Annotated in this window: 15 protein-coding genes; 4 read left to right on the plus strand and 11 right to left on the minus strand. The window is 56.4% G+C overall.

Annotation, left to right across the window (positions count from 1 at the left end; all coding sequences use genetic code 11):
- The first annotated feature begins 47 nt into the window (after positions 1-47).
- On the plus strand, positions 48-1,586 hold the full coding sequence (aldB, locus tag OTG14_RS16450; RefSeq protein ID WP_267215380.1) for an aldehyde dehydrogenase AldB: 1,539 nt from the start codon (positions 48-50) through the stop codon (positions 1,584-1,586).
- On the opposite strand, the gene OTG14_RS16455 is transcribed toward aldB, so the two are convergent.
- Entirely contained in the window at positions 1,583-2,548 is a 966-nt protein-coding gene (locus OTG14_RS16455; RefSeq protein WP_148770354.1) for a LysR family transcriptional regulator, read from the minus strand. The two genes, aldB and OTG14_RS16455, sit on opposite strands and share 4 nt — an antisense overlap.
- Before the next feature lie 117 nt (positions 2,549-2,665).
- Here OTG14_RS16455 and OTG14_RS16460 point away from each other — a divergent pair, with 117 nt between their 5' ends.
- Complete coding sequence (locus OTG14_RS16460; RefSeq protein ID WP_024906593.1) at positions 2,666-3,406, plus strand: MipA/OmpV family protein; 741 nt, start codon at positions 2,666-2,668, stop codon at positions 3,404-3,406.
- A gap of 69 nt (positions 3,407-3,475) precedes the next feature.
- On the opposite strand, the gene OTG14_RS16465 is transcribed toward OTG14_RS16460, so the two are convergent.
- Positions 3,476-5,425, minus strand: a complete 1,950-nt coding sequence (locus OTG14_RS16465) for a glycoside hydrolase family 127 protein (RefSeq protein WP_267215381.1) — start codon at positions 5,423-5,425, stop codon at positions 3,476-3,478.
- A 10-nt stretch (positions 5,426-5,435) separates the two neighbouring features.
- On the minus strand, positions 5,436-6,836 hold the full coding sequence (locus OTG14_RS16470; RefSeq protein WP_267215382.1) for an MFS transporter: 1,401 nt from the start codon (positions 6,834-6,836) through the stop codon (positions 5,436-5,438).
- A gap of 225 nt (positions 6,837-7,061) precedes the next feature.
- Here OTG14_RS16470 and OTG14_RS16475 point away from each other — a divergent pair, with 225 nt between their 5' ends.
- Positions 7,062-7,871 (plus strand): AraC family transcriptional regulator, encoded by an 810-nt coding sequence (locus OTG14_RS16475; protein WP_267215383.1) that lies wholly within the window; start codon positions 7,062-7,064, stop codon positions 7,869-7,871.
- On the opposite strand, the gene araD is transcribed toward OTG14_RS16475, so the two are convergent.
- From araD to yiaK, 8 genes are all read right to left on the minus strand, one after another.
- Entirely contained in the window at positions 7,872-8,567 is a 696-nt protein-coding gene (gene araD / locus OTG14_RS16480; protein WP_267215384.1) for an L-ribulose-5-phosphate 4-epimerase, read from the minus strand.
- Positions 8,561-9,421: an L-ribulose-5-phosphate 3-epimerase gene (locus OTG14_RS16485; protein WP_048992848.1), complete on the minus strand. Its 861-nt coding sequence runs from the start codon at positions 9,419-9,421 to the stop codon at positions 8,561-8,563. The genes araD and OTG14_RS16485 overlap by 7 nt, the downstream gene beginning before the upstream one ends.
- Positions 9,422-9,423: 2 nt before the next feature.
- Positions 9,424-10,077 (minus strand): 3-keto-L-gulonate-6-phosphate decarboxylase UlaD, encoded by a 654-nt coding sequence (gene ulaD / locus OTG14_RS16490; RefSeq protein WP_024909050.1) that lies wholly within the window; start codon positions 10,075-10,077, stop codon positions 9,424-9,426.
- Positions 10,074-11,579, minus strand: a complete 1,506-nt coding sequence (locus OTG14_RS16495; RefSeq protein ID WP_267215385.1) for an FGGY-family carbohydrate kinase — start codon at positions 11,577-11,579, stop codon at positions 10,074-10,076. Before OTG14_RS16495 ends, ulaD begins: the two co-directional genes overlap by 4 nt.
- A 95-nt stretch (positions 11,580-11,674) precedes the next feature.
- Positions 11,675-12,994, minus strand: coding sequence for an MFS transporter (locus OTG14_RS16500; protein WP_248166139.1), 1,320 nt, complete (start codon positions 12,992-12,994; stop codon positions 11,675-11,677).
- Positions 12,995-13,038: 44 nt separating this feature from the next.
- Positions 13,039-13,965 (minus strand): DUF4862 family protein, encoded by a 927-nt coding sequence (locus OTG14_RS16505; protein ID WP_248273236.1) that lies wholly within the window; start codon positions 13,963-13,965, stop codon positions 13,039-13,041.
- 26 nt (positions 13,966-13,991) lie between these two features.
- Complete coding sequence (locus OTG14_RS16510) at positions 13,992-14,459, minus strand: YhcH/YjgK/YiaL family protein (protein WP_024909054.1); 468 nt, start codon at positions 14,457-14,459, stop codon at positions 13,992-13,994.
- Positions 14,460-14,469: 10 nt separating this feature from the next.
- Positions 14,470-15,468, minus strand: coding sequence for a 3-dehydro-L-gulonate 2-dehydrogenase (gene yiaK, locus OTG14_RS16515; protein WP_267215386.1), 999 nt, complete (start codon positions 15,466-15,468; stop codon positions 14,470-14,472).
- A gap of 224 nt (positions 15,469-15,692) precedes the next feature.
- Here yiaK and yiaJ point away from each other — a divergent pair, with 224 nt between their 5' ends.
- Positions 15,693-16,511, plus strand: a complete 819-nt coding sequence (yiaJ, locus tag OTG14_RS16520; protein WP_021242452.1) for an IclR family transcriptional regulator YiaJ — start codon at positions 15,693-15,695, stop codon at positions 16,509-16,511.
- Positions 16,512-16,513 lie beyond the last annotated feature (2 nt).

Raw genomic sequence — 16,513 nt, forward strand, 5'->3', positions numbered from 1 at the left:
GCCAGCCGGAACTACCCTTGTTGTACACCAACAGCAAGGAGACGGTCATGACAAACAATCCTCCCTCATCGCGTATCCAGCCCGGCGAGTATGGTTTTCCCCTCAAGCTGAAGCCCCGTTATGACAACTTTATTGGGGGAGACTGGGTCGCTCCCGTCGACGGCGAATACTATTCCAACCTGACCCCGGTTACCGGCCAGCCGCTGTGTGAGATTGCCAGCTCCGGCAAGCGCGATATCGACCTGGCGCTGGATGCGGCGCACAAAGCGAAAGAGAAATGGGCTCATACCTCCGTTCAGGACCGCGCAGCTATTTTGTTCAAAATCGCCGACCGGATGGAGCAGAATCTGGAGCTGCTGGCGACGGCGGAAACCTGGGATAACGGCAAGCCTATCCGGGAAACGATGGCGGCTGACGTGCCGCTGGCCATCGACCACTTCCGCTATTTTGCCTCCTGTATTCGCGCTCAGGAGGGTGGAATAAGCGAGGTAGACAGCGACACCGTGGCGTATCACTTCCACGAGCCGCTGGGCGTCGTCGGGCAAATTATTCCGTGGAACTTCCCGCTACTGATGGCGAGCTGGAAAATGGCGCCCGCACTGGCGGCCGGGAACTGTATTGTGCTGAAACCGGCGCGTCTGACGCCGCTCTCGGTGCTGCTGCTGATGGAAATCGTTGGCGATCTTCTGCCGCCGGGTGTGATTAACGTGGTCAACGGTGCTGGCGGTGAGATAGGGGAATATCTGGCGACCTCGAAACGGATCGCTAAAGTGGCGTTTACCGGGTCGACGGAAGTGGGCCAGCAGATCATGCAGTACGCCACGCAGAACATCATTCCGGTGACCCTGGAGCTGGGCGGGAAATCCCCGAACATCTTCTTCGCGGACGTGATGGAGGAAGAGGATGCCTTCTTCGATAAAGCCCTGGAAGGGTTTGCGCTGTTTGCGTTTAACCAGGGTGAAGTCTGCACCTGCCCAAGCCGCGCGCTGGTGCAGGAGTCCATCTATGAGCGCTTTATGGAGCGGGCCATTCGCCGCGTGGAATCTATCCGCAGCGGTAATCCGCTCGATAACGTCACGCAGATGGGCGCGCAGGTCTCGCAAGGACAGCTGGAGACTATCCTCAACTACATCGACATCGGCAAGAAAGAAGGGGCGGATATTCTGACCGGCGGACGCCGTAAAGTGCTGGGAGGAGATCTGCAGGAAGGGTATTACCTTGAGCCAACGATCTTGTTCGGTCAGAACAACATGCGCGTCTTCCAGGAGGAAATTTTCGGACCGGTGCTGGCCGTGACCACCTTTAAAACGATGGAGGAGGCGCTGGAGATTGCCAACGACACGCCATATGGCCTGGGGGCAGGCGTCTGGAGCCGCAACGGTAATCTGGCCTATAAAATGGGCCGCGGCATTCAGGCCGGGCGCGTCTGGACCAACTGCTACCACGCCTATCCGGCGCACGCGGCCTTTGGCGGTTATAAGCAGTCGGGCATCGGGCGTGAAACCCACAAGATGATGCTGGAGCATTACCAGCAGACGAAATGTTTGCTGGTCAGCTACTCCGATAAACCGCTGGGGCTGTTCTAATCGCCCAGCTCAGGCCGTCCATGGGCGGCCTGAGCAATTTGCTGGCGCAGGCAGTTCAGAACGCCGTCCAGGACGTATTGCACACGCCAGGGCTGGTATTCACGTTTGCGGAAGATGGCCGTCAGATCGAGCCACCACTCCTCCTGATGCGGGAAGCAGGGGACCAGCATCCCCTGCGTTAATTCTTTCTTCAGACTCTCTTTGGGTGCAAAAACAATCCCAAGATTATTTCTTGCCAGCTCCAGGGCCGTCTGCGTATTGTCGCAAATATAATTACCGGTCACCCGGTAGTCGTGCACGTTATCACTGCCATGCACGCGGAAACGCCAGATGTTCGCATCATCGACCAGCATGGAATCAATAAGAATGCAGGAGTGGTTAATTAAATCTTCAGGTCCCGTTAAGGGATGTTTATTTAAATAATCAACGGTTGCGAATGCCGTAACGGAATATTTTGTCAACACGCTGGCGACCAGGCTTTCGTCTTTCGGTTGCGCATAGGTAATTAAAATGTCGCAGTCATCAGGAAAGGAAACGCCTTCTGAAAATTCATTGCGGTCCAGATTGTAGGTTTTCAGGGAGATGCGAATGTCACCGATGTCTTCTATCTGATGGATCACGTGGCGCGCGAGATAGGTCACGATACCTGTGGGGGCATAGATTGTGACCTTTCCGCGCTTTTCATGCTTATAATCAGCAATGAAATTAACGAGTTGACTGTTCTTATCCAGCGTGGCATTAACGTAAGGGAGTAACGCTTCACCAAACTGGGTCAGGGCCAGCTGGCGCGTGGTGCGCTCAAACACCTTCAGTCCAACCCGCGTTTCAAAATCAGACAGATATTTACTGACGTTGGCCTGCGCCATGCCCAGCAGGGCCGCGGCATCACCAATGCTGTGGGTGGCTGCGATGACGGATATAATTTTTAATTCGCGTGGCTTTAGCTGTAATTTATTCATCATGCGCACCCATCTATATGATTTTATATATAATATTATATAAACCGCAGCGTTGCATTGACAAATTTGTAACCATTATTATGCGCCTCGCTTGTTTGGCATTTTAATGGATTACATGTAATGACTATTAAATACAATTTACTCATCGCTGCCACGTTATTTGCAACATCCTCAGCAATGGCCGGTGACTTTTCACTTGGAGCGGGGGCTGTATTTAATGAGTCTCCTTACAAAGGCTATAACGAAAATACTACCGCAGTACCATTAATTAGCTATGAAGGCGATCGTTTCTATGTTCGTCAGACCACTGGCGGATGGATCCTGTGGAAAGACGCAAAAAATGAATTCAGTCTGACCGCGTCGTGGATGCCGCTGCATTTCGATCCTGATGACAACGACGACCATCAGATGAAGCAGCTGGATGAGCGTAAAGCGTCTGCCTTCCTCGGCGGCGCGTACTACCGTCATGAGAGCTGGGGTTCGCTAAAAGTGGCGGTCTCTGGTGATGCCATGGATGAAAGCGGTGGCGTGATCGGCGAGGTATCTTACTTCCGTCCAATCAGGATGGAGCGCCTGACCCTGACGCCTTCTGTTGGTGTGTTCTACAGCGACGAAAGCTATAACGACTACTACTATGGCGTATCCGGCAGCGAGTCTCGCCGCTCAGGACTGGATCAATACACCGCTGGTGACAGCTGGACGCCATACGTTGGGCTGGCGGCTAAATATCAGTTAACCCAGAAGCTGTACCTTAACGCCAGCGCGGTCTACACCGTGTTGCCTGACGACGTGAAGAACAGCCCGATGATTGACCGCGACGACAGCTTCGCGCTGATGACCGGCCTGACCTGGCGTTTCTGATGCGGTAAAGCCTGTTTACTCCCTCTCCCGTGGGAGAGGGTTGGGGTGAGGGCAACAGGCCGCAAATATTCAGCCTTCATCCACCCAGATCCTCATTTCTCCTTCTCCCCGGTTAGCCCAGCTAAACCAGGGAATAAAGGTCAGCGTGCGGGGCTGACGTTGTACCGGCGAGCGATCGTACTGCCACAGCGCATCCGTGTCCTTCACCTGACACCCAATCCCCTCTGCCTGTATTAGCATCTTGTGCGCGAAAATCCCTTTCCCTTCAAAGACCCTGAACTCGCTGTTTTCAGGCAGAGAAAGGTGATGCAGATTGGCGCCGTTATCGGCCTCTTCCAGGCAATAAATCAGAGGTCCGCGCTGCAGGGCGACTTTCCCCGCCTGCTGGCGGACCTGTGGGTTGCCATACACACGGCGAACCGGCATAGGTAACCTTAGCGTAATGACGTCACCCTCCTGCCAGCTGCGGGTGAGATAAAGGTATCCACGGGAGATCTCGCCCGTTACCGCTTCTCCATTCAATGAAACGTCAGGCGCGGCACACCAGTCTGGCAGCCTCAGGGCTAGCGTATGCGTGACGGGAACAGGCGAGGTAATGTCGATTTTTACCTGTTCATGCCACGGATAGTTACCGCTAATTCGCAGCGCCAGGGTTTCGTCGCCAACCGGTATGGCGACATCGTTGCCCACGTAAAGGTTAATAAAAAGCGCATCCTGGCGAACGGTATAAATGTAGTGCCCCAGCGACGTCAGCACGCGGGCGATATTCGGCGGGCAGCAGGCGCAGCCAAACCAGCGCTGGCGGACGGGCTTCACGTGATCGTAGATATGGTTGAACGCCAGGGTTTTCGGATGGACTTCCAGCGGGTTCACATAGAAGAAATGTTTTCCGTCCAGCGCCATTCCGCCCAGTACCGTGTTGTATAGCGCGCGCTCCATCACGTCGGCGTAGTGGCCGTCGGCCTCCATCTCCAGCATACGGCGGGCAAACATCATCAGGCCGATGGAGGCGCAGCTTTCGGCATAGACCGTATCGTTGGGCAGATCGTAATCGCTGCTGAACGCCTCGCCGCTGCTTTGCGCCCCAATCCCGCCGGTAATGTACAGCTGGCGCTGCGCCATATTTTTCCACAGCCGCAGGCAGTCCTGACGTTTACCCTCGTCATGACTCAGGCGCGCCAGATGCGCCATGCCCGCCATCAGATAGACAAAACGCACCGCGTGTCCAGTGGCCGTTTGTTGTTCAGCAAGCGGCTGATGCGCCTGGCTGTAGGCTTTGTCTTTGACCATCCAGGCCGGGCCATAGGTGTTCCAGTACGACGTTCTGCCGCGCTTCTCGTATTCGAGATCGTAGAAGTGAGGCTGAACGCCGCGTTGCTCGATGAAATATTTCACCAGAGTGAGATAGCGGGGCTCCTGCGTGATGTCGTAAAGCCGCATCAGCGCCAGCTCGATTTCCGGATGGCCCGGATAACCGTGTAGCTGGTTCTCGCCGGGGCCAAACACGCCGTCGATATGGTCTGCCAGCCTGCACACCACCTCCAGCAGAAGGCGTTTTCCGGTGCCCTGAAAATACGCTACGCCCGCTTCTATCATATGTCCGGCACAGTACAGCTCGTGACACTCGGCCAGATTCGTCCAGCGTTCGCCCGGTGCCTTTACCGTGAAGTACGTGTTGAGATAGCCATCTTCACACTGCGCCGCCGCGACCAGCTCAATCACCTCGTCGGCGGTTTTCTCCAGTTCAACATCAGGCTTCTGGCACAGCGACCACGCCACGGCTTCCAGCCATTTCGCCACGTCGCTGTCCTGAAATACCATGCCGTAGAATTCACCCTGTTCCAGACCCGCCGCAATGCGGAAGTTGGTGATGGCGTGGCTGGGTTCGGCTTCCGTCACGCGGTCGTTTAGCGCATCCCACTGGTAGGGGATCACCACCTCACGTACCAGACGTTGATACTGCCCGAGAAACGGGTCGTTAATTTTCAGTTTATGCAGATTGGCTTCCATTATGGACATCGTGTTCTCCTCAGGAGGGTACGTGACGCTGGCGCAGGTTGGTAGCAATGCGCGACATCATAGGGTTGTTGAGTCTGCACCAGCGGATAGAGACGGCCAGCAGCAGATGGAAAAGGGCGGGGAGCAGCGTCTCCATGGCGGTGATGCCCTGCAGCGAAGCAGGCGTCTGGTTGCCCGCACCGGGCTGGTAGGCCACGGCGATAAACACCAGGCTGATGATCCCGGCGCTGGAGGCCCACGCGAGCTTGATGAAAAACAGGTTGAAGGCGAAGTTCATGCCCGACGAACGCACCCCGGTTTTCCACTCGCCATAGTCGTCGGCAAAGGCCATCAGCGAGAAGTGCAGCGGCAGGGTAAACCCGAGAATGACGCCGTTGCTCAAAATGACGATTAGCCACAGCGTCTGGTGCGCCGGGCCGCCAGGCAGGAACCACATTCCCACCGCGAGCGCGGCGAGCGCCAGGTTGGTGTAGTAATAGAGTTTGACGGTATCAATACGGCGCGACAGCGGGCTGACGATGACCGCCCCCAGAATGGCCGCAAAGGTCACCATGGTGAAAAACAGCGAGGTATAGGCGGTACTGCCCTGCAGCACATATGTGATGAAGTACATATACCCGCCGCCGCGAATGTTGAAGACGTTAATCAGCAGAAATGACATCACCAGCATCAGCAGCAGCTGATCGTTTTTACGCAGACCGGCCAGATGCTCGCGCAGGGTAAATTTCCCCATCAGCGCCAGCGGAACACGCTCGCGTACCCAGAAGAAGCAGCACAGGAACATCACCACCGCGATGGCGCACAGCACCCCGACGCCAAGCTGATACCCTTTCGCGGCATCTCCCTGGCCTAACTCCGCGACCAGCCACGGCAGGCCCACGGAGACCAAAAACCCCGCCACGCCGCAGAGCACAAAGCGCCATGACTGGCAGGAGATCACCTCATTGTGACGGGTGGTCATGGTGTTAATCAGCGCGCAGTAGGGAACGTTGATGGCGGTATAGCCGACGGACAGCAGCAGATAGGTCCCGAATGCCCAGGCGATTTTCACGCCCATGCTGGCTTCCGGAACGGTGAAGGTCAGCACGCCGATAACTCCGATCGGGAAGGCGACCCACAGCTGCCACGGACGAAAGCGCCCCCAGCGGCTTTGCGTGCGGTCGGCAATAATGCCCATTACCGGGTCGGAAATGGCGTCAAATACGCGCAAGGCAATAAACAACGTGCCCACGAGCGCAGGGGTCAGGCCAAAGACATCAGTATAGAAAAAGGTCAGAAAATTCATGATCAGGCAGGTAATCACCGTCCCGCCCGCGTCGCCCAGGCCGTAGCCAATTTTTTCGCGCACGGACAAGTGGCTATCTGTTGCCCCTTGTGTCACGTCTGATTCTGTAATCGGTGTGGAAGTCATGAAGTAACTCCTCGGTAATCGAATTTATTATCGTATTTGTGCAAGGTACACATTTATTCTGCACCGAACGGAAAGGCCAACAAGGGAAGGGAAAAGTATAAAAAGATGACGATTCCGACCTGATGATAAAAATGTGATTCCGATCGGACAGTTATTCGAATATTGATTAATAATCAAAGCGTAAGTTGAATATCAACGGCAATAAAAGCGGAATGGTGAATATCCATGCTTGAATTATCCATAGCGCTTCCGATTAAGGTCCAAAATGGCGGGTTATTTATCTCCCGGGGCGTGGGCCGCCACCCTGCGCGAAAATTAACGTCGTGGGAGATTATTTTTGTCGAAAAAGGGACATTAACGATCCAGGAAGAAAGCACGTTATTTGAGGTAAAAGCAGGAGAGAGTTTGCTGCTTTGGCCAGACCGACGCCATGTGGGCGTGGGCGACTTTCCGGCCGATCTTAAATTTTACTGGCTGCATTTTGAGGTTGAGCATCATCCGCACCGGTTGCCCAATCTGGCAATCGAACAACACTGCCGCGTGAGGGATGCACAGTATGTAATTTCTCTTTTTCGCCAGTTCCTGAGCGAGCAGGAGAAATTACAGCGAAGCGTGGCGCTGGAAATCATTTTATTACTGATTTTGCAGCAAATTTCTATTTCATCAGGCTATGAAGATAACGCAGATGAAGCCGGTGCGGCAATGGCGTGGAAGGCGAAACAGCTTATTCGCACGCAGTTTCATTTACCGCTTTCTACCTCGCAGCTGGCAAAAGCGTTGCACTGCAATGCCGATTATCTCGGGCGCGTATTTCGCAGGACGTTCCATTTAACCCTGACGGAGGCGATACATCGCCAGCGCGTCAGGGCGGCGGAAAAGCTGTTGCTGGATGGTTCTGCCTCGCTTACCGAAGTGGCAACCCGCTGCGGCTTTAATGACGTGGGCTATTTCCGGCAAATCTTTTCGAAGCATACCGGGCTAACACCCGCCGTCTGGAAACGGCGGTACTGTAAAGAGCATATCAATTCCGGCTGATCACTGGCCGTAATAGGCATTCACCCCGTGCTTGCGCAGATAATGCTTGTCGAGCAACTCCTGTTGCATAACCGGAAGCTGTGGCGCGAGCTGGCGAGAGAACAGGCCCATATAGGCGCACTCTTCCAGCACGACGGCATTGTGGACCGCATCGGCAGCGTCTTTACCCCAGGCGAACGGGCCGTGGGAGTGGACCAGCACCGCCGGGATCTGCATCGGGCTGAGATCGCGCTCCTCGAAGGTTTTGATGATCACTTCACCCGTCTGATATTCGTATTCTCCGGCAATCTCTGCCGCGGTCATCAGGCGCGTGCAGGGGATCGCCCCGTAGAAATAGTCCGCGTGCGTTGTGCCCCAGGCGGGTAAATCCTGTCCCGCCTGTGACCAGATGGTGGCGTGGCGGGAGTGGGTATGCACGATGCCGCCAATCTCCGGATAACGACGGTACAGCGCAAGATGGGTGGGCGTGTCTGAAGAGGGTTTTTTATTTCCCTCGACCACTTCGCCGGTAGCGATATTCACCACCACCATATCCTCCGCCGTCATCACGTCGTACTCCACGCCGGAGGGCTTAATCACCATCATGCCGCTTTCACGGTCAACCGCGCTGACGTTGCCCCAGGTGAACGTCACCAGCTGGTGGGCGGGCAACGCCAGGTTTGCTGCCAGTACCTCGGCTTTGAGTTCGTCTAGCATGTCATGCCTCCTTCCTGCATACGGGCTTCAATCCAGCGGCGCGCCTGGATAATCTCCAGCACCGGCTCTTTTGCTTTTTCAGTCCACATCTCAATCAGAAACGCGCCGCGATAGTTCAGTTGATTCAGCGTGTTAAACACGCCGACAAAATCGACGCAGCCCTCGCCAAACGGCACGTCGCGGAACTGCCCGGGGCTTTGCGCGGTGACGGGCTGGGTGTCTTTTAGGTGAATAGCCGCAATGCGGTCAATGCCCAGCGTCAGCTCGGCGGTGACGTCGTTGCCCCACGCGCTCAGGTTGCCAACGTCCGGATAAACGCTGAACCACGGTGAGGCAAGCATGTCGTCCCACTTTTTCCATTTGCTGATGGAGTTCATAAACGCGGTATCCATGATTTCCACCGCCAGCATCACCTGCGCGGCGGCGGCCTGCTCTACCGCCCACGCCAGCCCGTCGGCAAAGCGCTGCTGCGTGCCTTCGTCGTGCTCTTCGTAGTACACGTCATAACCCGCAAGCTGGATGGTGCGAATGCCTAAGTCACGCGCCAGCCTGATGGCTTTGGTCATGATTTCGCGGGCGCGTAGGCGCACGGTTTCATCGCGGCTGCCAAACGGGAAGCGACGGTGGGCAGACAGGCACATGGACGGGATAGACACCCCGGTTTCCAGCATCGCTTCAACCAGAGAGGCGCGCTGCGCGGTGCGCCAGTCGAGGCGCGATAATCGCTCGTCGGTTTCATCGACCGACATCTCGACAAAATCGAACCCGCAGCTTTTCGCCAGTACCAGCCGCTCGGGCCAGGAGAGATCTTTTGGCAGCGCTTTTTCGTAAATCCCTAACGGATGCTGACGCATGGTTACGCTCCCCAGATGTCGCGAATGTGCGAATGGAATGCCTGCGCCACCTGCGGCGGATTTTCTGCTCCAGCCAGCGCGCGCCCGGCAATAAAGGCTTTAACGTTGATCTGCTTAAACAGCGGCAGGTCGGCGGGGGTGATGCCGCCGGTAATCGAAAGCTGTAAACCGATGTCGGAGAGCGCTTTCATTTTCGCGAGATCCGCTTCGCCCCACTGCTGACCGCTCGCCTGTGCGTCGCGCCCGCGGTGGTAGATTGCCTGTTTCACGCCGACGCGATGCCATGCGCGCGCGTCGTCCAGCGTCCAGTTACCAAAGAGCTCCATCTGGATTTCACCTCCGCAGCGCAGGGCCACCTCGTGGCCTCGTTCAACGGTTGCCAGCGGGGCGGCACAGATGATGGTCATCCAGTTCGCGCCCGCGCCAAACGCCTGTTCTGCCAGCGTTTCTCCGGCGTCGGCCACTTTCCAGTCCGCAACGATGATTTTATCCGGACACTGCTCGCGCAGGGCGCGCACGGCGTTTAGCCCTTCGGTCAGGCACAAAATGGTGCCCGCTTCGACGATATCAACGTGATCGGCAAGCGTCGCGACGTCACGCTGCGCGGCCTGAAGAGAGGTATGGTCGAGCGCCAGCTGCAGTAATGGTCGGCTCATAGGTTGTTCTCCTTAACTCGGGCGTGATAGCCCTGTAGTGCTGAAATCAGTAGCTGATAGCGGTGATATTTGCGCTGATAGGCCGCATGGGCGCGCATGTCGGGCTCGATGACCCGGATGTCATGTTTGAGCGCGCGCTGCGCTGAGTGGAAGTCGGTGAACACACCGGTGCCCACCATCGCCGCCAGCGCCGCGCCGGAGCAGCCTGTCTCTTCCACCTGCGGCAGCTCAATCGCCAGCCCGCTGACGTCCGCGAGCATTTGCATCCACACGTCCGAATGGGTCGGGCCACCCGTCACGCGCAGCGCCTGCACCTGAGAAAAGCGCTCAAGCATGCGGTTGAGGTGGGTCATGTGGCAGAACACCACGCCCTCATAAACCGCCTGTAGCAGGTGCGCGCGGGTGTGTAGCGCCTGCATCCCGTAGAAGCCGCTGGTCATCTCCAGCCCGGCGTTGCTGCCGTAGAGGAACGGCAGGAAGTACACATCGCTTTCGGCTTTCGGCAGGCTGGCGACGGCGTGGTTGATCTCGCTGAACGACATGTCACCCCACTGTGCGGTGAGCCACTCAAGGTTGCCGGACGAGGTGGGGCTGGCTTCGTGAACGATATACTGCTGCGGATGCACGTAGCGGCCATAGACGTACGGGAAGGGTTCGCTGTCGCGAAGCGTACTGGCGATACCGCTGGTGACGGCCCAGGTGCCCATCACGGCGTTCAGCGTGTGCTCGTCCTGCAGTCCGGCGCAGAGCGCGGTGGAAACCACATCAAACAGTCCACCCACGACGGGCGTGCCCGCCGCGAGACCGGTAAGGGTGGCTGCCTGAGCGGTGATTTCCCCGCAGATTTCTGCTGAACCGACAATCGGCGGCAGGGCGCCGTCAATCTCGCTGATACCGAGCCAGCGCGTAAGCTGTGGGTCGTATTTCCCGGTATTCATGTTGTAGAGATTGGACTCGGAGATGTTGCTCTCTTCGCAGCCCTTCACGCCGGTCAGGCACCAGCGCAGATAGTCGTGCGCCATCATTACGCTACCAATCTGCTGATAGCGCTGCGGCTCATTCTCTTTGACCCAGCGCAGAAGCGAGGCCGGGTGCCCGGTCCACAGCGTCTGGCGCGTATGCGGGTAGAGTTTTTCGGGAATGCCATCCTGCTGCCAGCGCTGCACAATCTCCAGCGCACGGCGATCGGAGGAGAGGATGGCGTTACCCAGCGGTTGGTCCTGTTTATCTAGCAGAAACAGTCCCTTGCCTTGAGCAGAAATGCCGACGCCTTTAATCCGGTTGCCGTTTACGCCTGAATGTTTGAGCAACGCGGTGACGGTTGCATGGCAGTGCTGCCACAACTCATGCATATCCCGCTCGGCGTAGCCCGCTCGCGGGCTGAGCGTGGCAACGGAGCGACGTTCGATACAGACTTCCTTGCCCTGGCTGTTGTATAAACCGGCTTTCAGATAAGTACCGCCACAATCGATACCCAGCCAGAAGGGCTCTTTTTCACTCATCTTCATCTCACTTATTCGCCGGGTGACGCTTCGCTTACCCGGCCTACGGTTCGGTTTTCTCCCTCTCCCCGTGGGAGAGGGCTGGGGTGAGGGCATCAGGCCGCACGTTTATGTGGAGTCACCGTGGGATTGGGCTCTGCGCCGGCATCGCATTTCGCCGGTAACAGCAGAGCCAGCAGCGACGCCAGCGCCAGAGAAACGGCCAGGCAGTAAACGCCCGCATCTTTGCTGTACAGGGTGATAAGCACCCCAACCGCATATGGGCCACAGAAGCCACCGAGGTTGCCCAGGGCGTTGATCACGCCTCGCGCGCCGCCCGCCATCTCAGCGCTGAACAGTCGCGCCGGAATGGTCCAGAACACGCCCGCGGCGGATTGCAGGAAGAACCCGCAGCCCACCAGTGCGGCATAGGCCAGCCAGGTACTCTCCTTCAGCGCCACGGAAAGGAACATGCAGAGCGCGAAGCCAATCAACGGCAGGGAGACAAACAGCTTGCGCTTGCCGGTGCGGTCAGAGAGCGTGGAGAACAGGAACATGCCCGCAATGGCCCCGATGTAAGGCAGGATGGCGAGCATGCCCACCTGACCGATGCTGGTGTGCGTCAGCTCTTTCAGGATGGTCGGCAGCCAGAGCGTGTAGCCGTAAATCCCGGTCTGATAGAAGAAGTTCAGGGCGATCAGTTGCCACATGGTTTTGTCGGACAGCACTGCGCTGAGTGACGCGTTTTTCACCTCTTTGCCAGCGATGGCCTGCTGCTCCGCCGCCAGCGTTTGCACCAGATAGTTTTTCTCCGCCTCTGAAATCCAGCGCGCTTCCTGCGGCCGGTCGTACACGGTGAACGCCCACAGCACCAGCACAACGACGGACATTAAACCTTCAATGATGAACAGCCAGCGCCAGTCGAGCGCGGTGATGATCCAGCCCGACAGCGGGGCGGTGATGATCCCGGCGATGGGCACGAACATGATCACAATCGCGTTGGCGCGACCGCGTTCGGCATCCGGGAACCAGTTGCTGATCATGGTGAGCACAACGGGCAGCATCCCGCCTTCCGCCACGCCGAGTAAGAAGCGCAGCACCAGCAGCTGGTACTGATTCGTCACGAGACCCGTAAGCACCGAGATTACCGCCCAGGCGACCAGTGACCAGCCGATAAATTTCTTGCCGCTACCGTGCACCGCAATCTTGCCGCCGGGTACCTGCAGGAACAGATAGCCGATAAAGAAGATCCCGCCCGCCAGGCCTGCCATTGTTGCGGTAATACCTAATTCTTCATCCATACCACCCGGCATCGCAAATGCGATATTCACGCGGTCCATATATGAAATAATGCAGGCGATAAGAATGGGAGGAATGATTCTTAGCCAGCGCTGGCGCGGAATGTCCGCATGTAGAGCATGAGTAGAAATATTCATAGTTAATCTCTCAGTAAGGTAACCGGAATAAAATTTTCTTATTGTTATTGCGTTGCTTTATTCATTGCGCTGATACCGTCGCGTAAAATGGCGATGCGATGGCTGACATCAGCATTAGCATTTATTTCCAGTAATTTAATACCGGAGAATTTCAACGTTGCGGCGCTCGCCGCAGTAAAGAGTGATTTTGCGTGTTCAGTTGTCATCAAACTGTCGGCACAGAATGAGGAAAACGGCGCGTGCAGATCCTGCCATTCTCCGTACTCCCCGTGGGTGGTCGTGCCCGAAAACATCAATGCACCCAGTTTCCCGGCATTGAGCGCGGCCTGAACATGGTCAAGCGGAAGGGTGGTGTTACGGCCTTCGATGGCCGACCGCGCCCAGTTGATGCAGACGCTGATATCCGTCTCTTTCACCACCTCCAGCACCTGCTCTAAGGGCAGGAAACCCTTGCGCGGTGCCGGGCCGTTCATGGCATCGCAGTGTTCCAGCACCAGATCGCAGCCCCAGTCCCAGCCTGTAATTTCACGGATGGAGCGGGAAAACGCCTCGGTGGCCTGTTCGACGGAAACATTGCCCGCCTGCGGGGCTGCCTGCATTTCCAGGGCTATCACTTTGCCCGGATAACGGGCGTTCACGGCGTTAACTTTCTGGTGCAGATGCCGGTAAAAGTCTACACATGCTTTACGCTGCGTTTCGTCGGCTGACGCCAGGCCAAATGCGCTGTTGATACCGCGACGACGCATGGTTTCCATCACTGCCGTGACCACAATTTGCCAGTCACCCGGCGTATGGCGGAACAGCCATTCGTCGCCAAGAGGATGAAGATTTTCAAGGCACGGCTGTTCCAGCCCGCGAATATTCGGCGTGTCGGAAAGTTCCCGCCAGAAGGTTTGTTCTTCTTGTTCCCCTTTCTGGTGAAACGAGGGTGCGCAGGGGTACGCACCAATAATAAAACCGGTGTTGGTCATTTCGCATTCCTGTATTTATCAGAAAATTAATCTAATTCGCTGATTGCCACTTTCACCACAATTTTACGAATTGCAGTTTCCTTGTTTTTAATACAGGCAGGACGGTGTACATCCTGCGGGAAAAATAGGGCATAGCTGCCGGGTATCATTTCGATAAACGATTCATTTTCACTGTCGTGATAAAAAATAATATCGCGCTGTTCCAGCAGTGATTCGCTTATTTCGTTATTGCCGGTATCAATAGCGATACCGATTTTCTCTTCACCCCACGCCAAAAACTGAATATCCAGATAGCGGCGGTGTACTTCCGGGCGGTTCTCGTGCGGTTCCTTTGTCGTCAGGTCGAGAACCTGAGCAAAAATGTTGCGACCTTCAATTTCTACTACGCCTGGCGCCAGGGTGGTGAAATCCGTCGTGCGCAGAAAATTAAGCGCTTTTTCAATCCCCTGTGGCAGGCGACACGGATTTGGCTGGGAAATATGTCCGAATATCATGGCCCACTCCTTACAGAGACTGGATTTTCGCCCACACGCTGTCGTCGATGGTGATGCCGTCGCGGCGGTTCTCTTCCAGCAGGCGCGTGAATTCATGCCCCGGAAGGCGGACGGCAACGTTTTCATCTGACCGCTGCGCGGTGGTAACGAAGTCCATAATGCGCTGCAGTTTGGCATCGCGGGTTGGACCGTCGATCAGGCGATCCACCTCGATGGCGATAAAGATCTGCGATACGCCATACTCGTCGCTGTTGTCCTGGGTCACTTCCGCGACGGAAGCTCCGTTGGAGAGCAGGGTGGCGATCATGTCGAGCACGATGGATAAGCCGGACCCTTTCCAATAGCCCATGGGCAGAATGCGGCGGTTTTTCTCGATCACGCCCGGCTCTCGGGTGAGGTTACCTTCGTCGTCAAAGCCGCCGTCGACCGGCAGCTCGCGCCCGGCCAGGCGATTCACCTCCAGCATGCCGTAGGAGAACATTGACATCGACATGTCGACCATGGTGATCGGGTTAGAGGGAATAGCCACGATCAGCGGATTGGTGCCGATGCAGCATTCTTTTGATCCCCACGCGGGCATCACGGCAATCGAGTTGGTCCAGCAAATGCCGATATAGCCCTTCTCCGCCGCCTGCCAGCCGTAGCTGCCGCCGCGCATCCAGTGGTTCGCGTTACGCAGTGCCACCAGACCAATGCCGTGATCGGACGCCAGCTCGGTGGCGCGATCCATCATCTTTTTCGCCGTCAGGTTGCCGATAGAGCGCTGGGCATCCCACTGTTCGATGGCGCCTAATGTCATCACCCATTTGGGCTGAGCGTCGGGAATGATATCGCCTGCATCAAGCTGCTGAATGAAACGCGGAAAACGGTTAACGCCGTGCGAATAAACGCCGGACTCCGTGGTGCGAGCGAACATGTCGGCGCAGGCGTCTGCGGTTTCCGCTTTCACGCCGCGATCGAGCAGAACCCGATTAAACGCCGCTTTCAACTCTTCGAAGGTCACTTTCATCCCTGTTCTCCTGTTCTTTTAAGGGCAAGTGCGAGTGCTTTTTTATCGCTAAATTTCACTATACGAAATCTGATTTCAAATATAGCGATCAAATTTTGTCAGATCAACGACATTCATGTTTTTCAAAATCGATTAAAATCAACTGGTTGTGTTTTTTCTGTTGAGATCGTGAACTGACCCACACTTTGCGCTACCATCAGGACGCGCTAAACAGGAGCCATGTAATGAGCATGAAAGAGAGCGAAATGACGCAAGAGAAAGAGAGGCCAGCAGGCAGCCAGAGCTTGTTTCGCGGCCTGATGCTGATTGAGATCCTCAGCAACTATCCGAACGGGTGTCCACTTGCGCATTTATCGGAACTGGCGGGGCTGAATAAAAGCACCGTGCACCGCTTGCTGCAGGGGCTACAGTCGTGCGGGTACGTGACCCCGGCACCCGCGGCGGGCAGCTATCGCCTGACCACCAAATTTATCGCCGTCGGGCAAAAGGCGCTGTCGTCGCTGAATATCATTCACGTGGCCGCTCCGCACCTCGAAGCGCTGAACATTGCGACCGGCGAGACGGTGAACTTCTCCAGCCGGGAAGATGACCACGCGATCCTGATTTACAAGCTCGAACCGACAACCGGTATGCTGCGCACGCGCGCCTATATCGGCCAGCATATGCCGCTCTACTGCTCCGCAATGGGCAAGATCTACATGGCGTTTGGTCATCAGGATTACGTGGCGAGCTACTGGGAGAGCCATCAGGAACAGATCCAACCTTTGACGCGCAACACCATCACTGAGCTGAGCGCGATGTATGATGAGCTGGCGGAAATTCGCGATCGCAGCATGGCGATGGACAAAGAAGAGAACGAGCTGGGCGTTTCCTGCATTGCCGTGCCGGTATTTGATATCCACGGCCGCGTCCCGTATGCGATCTCGATCTCGCTGTCGACGTCGCGCATGAAGCAGGTGGGTGAGAAGAACTTGCTCAAGCCGCTGCGCGAAACGGCAGAGGCTATCTCAAAAGAGCTGGGTTTTAACGTGCGCGAGGCGTAACT

The sequence above is a fragment of the Enterobacter pseudoroggenkampii genome, from assembly GCF_026420145.1.
Classification (GTDB): Bacteria; Pseudomonadota; Gammaproteobacteria; order Enterobacterales; family Enterobacteriaceae; genus Enterobacter; species Enterobacter pseudoroggenkampii.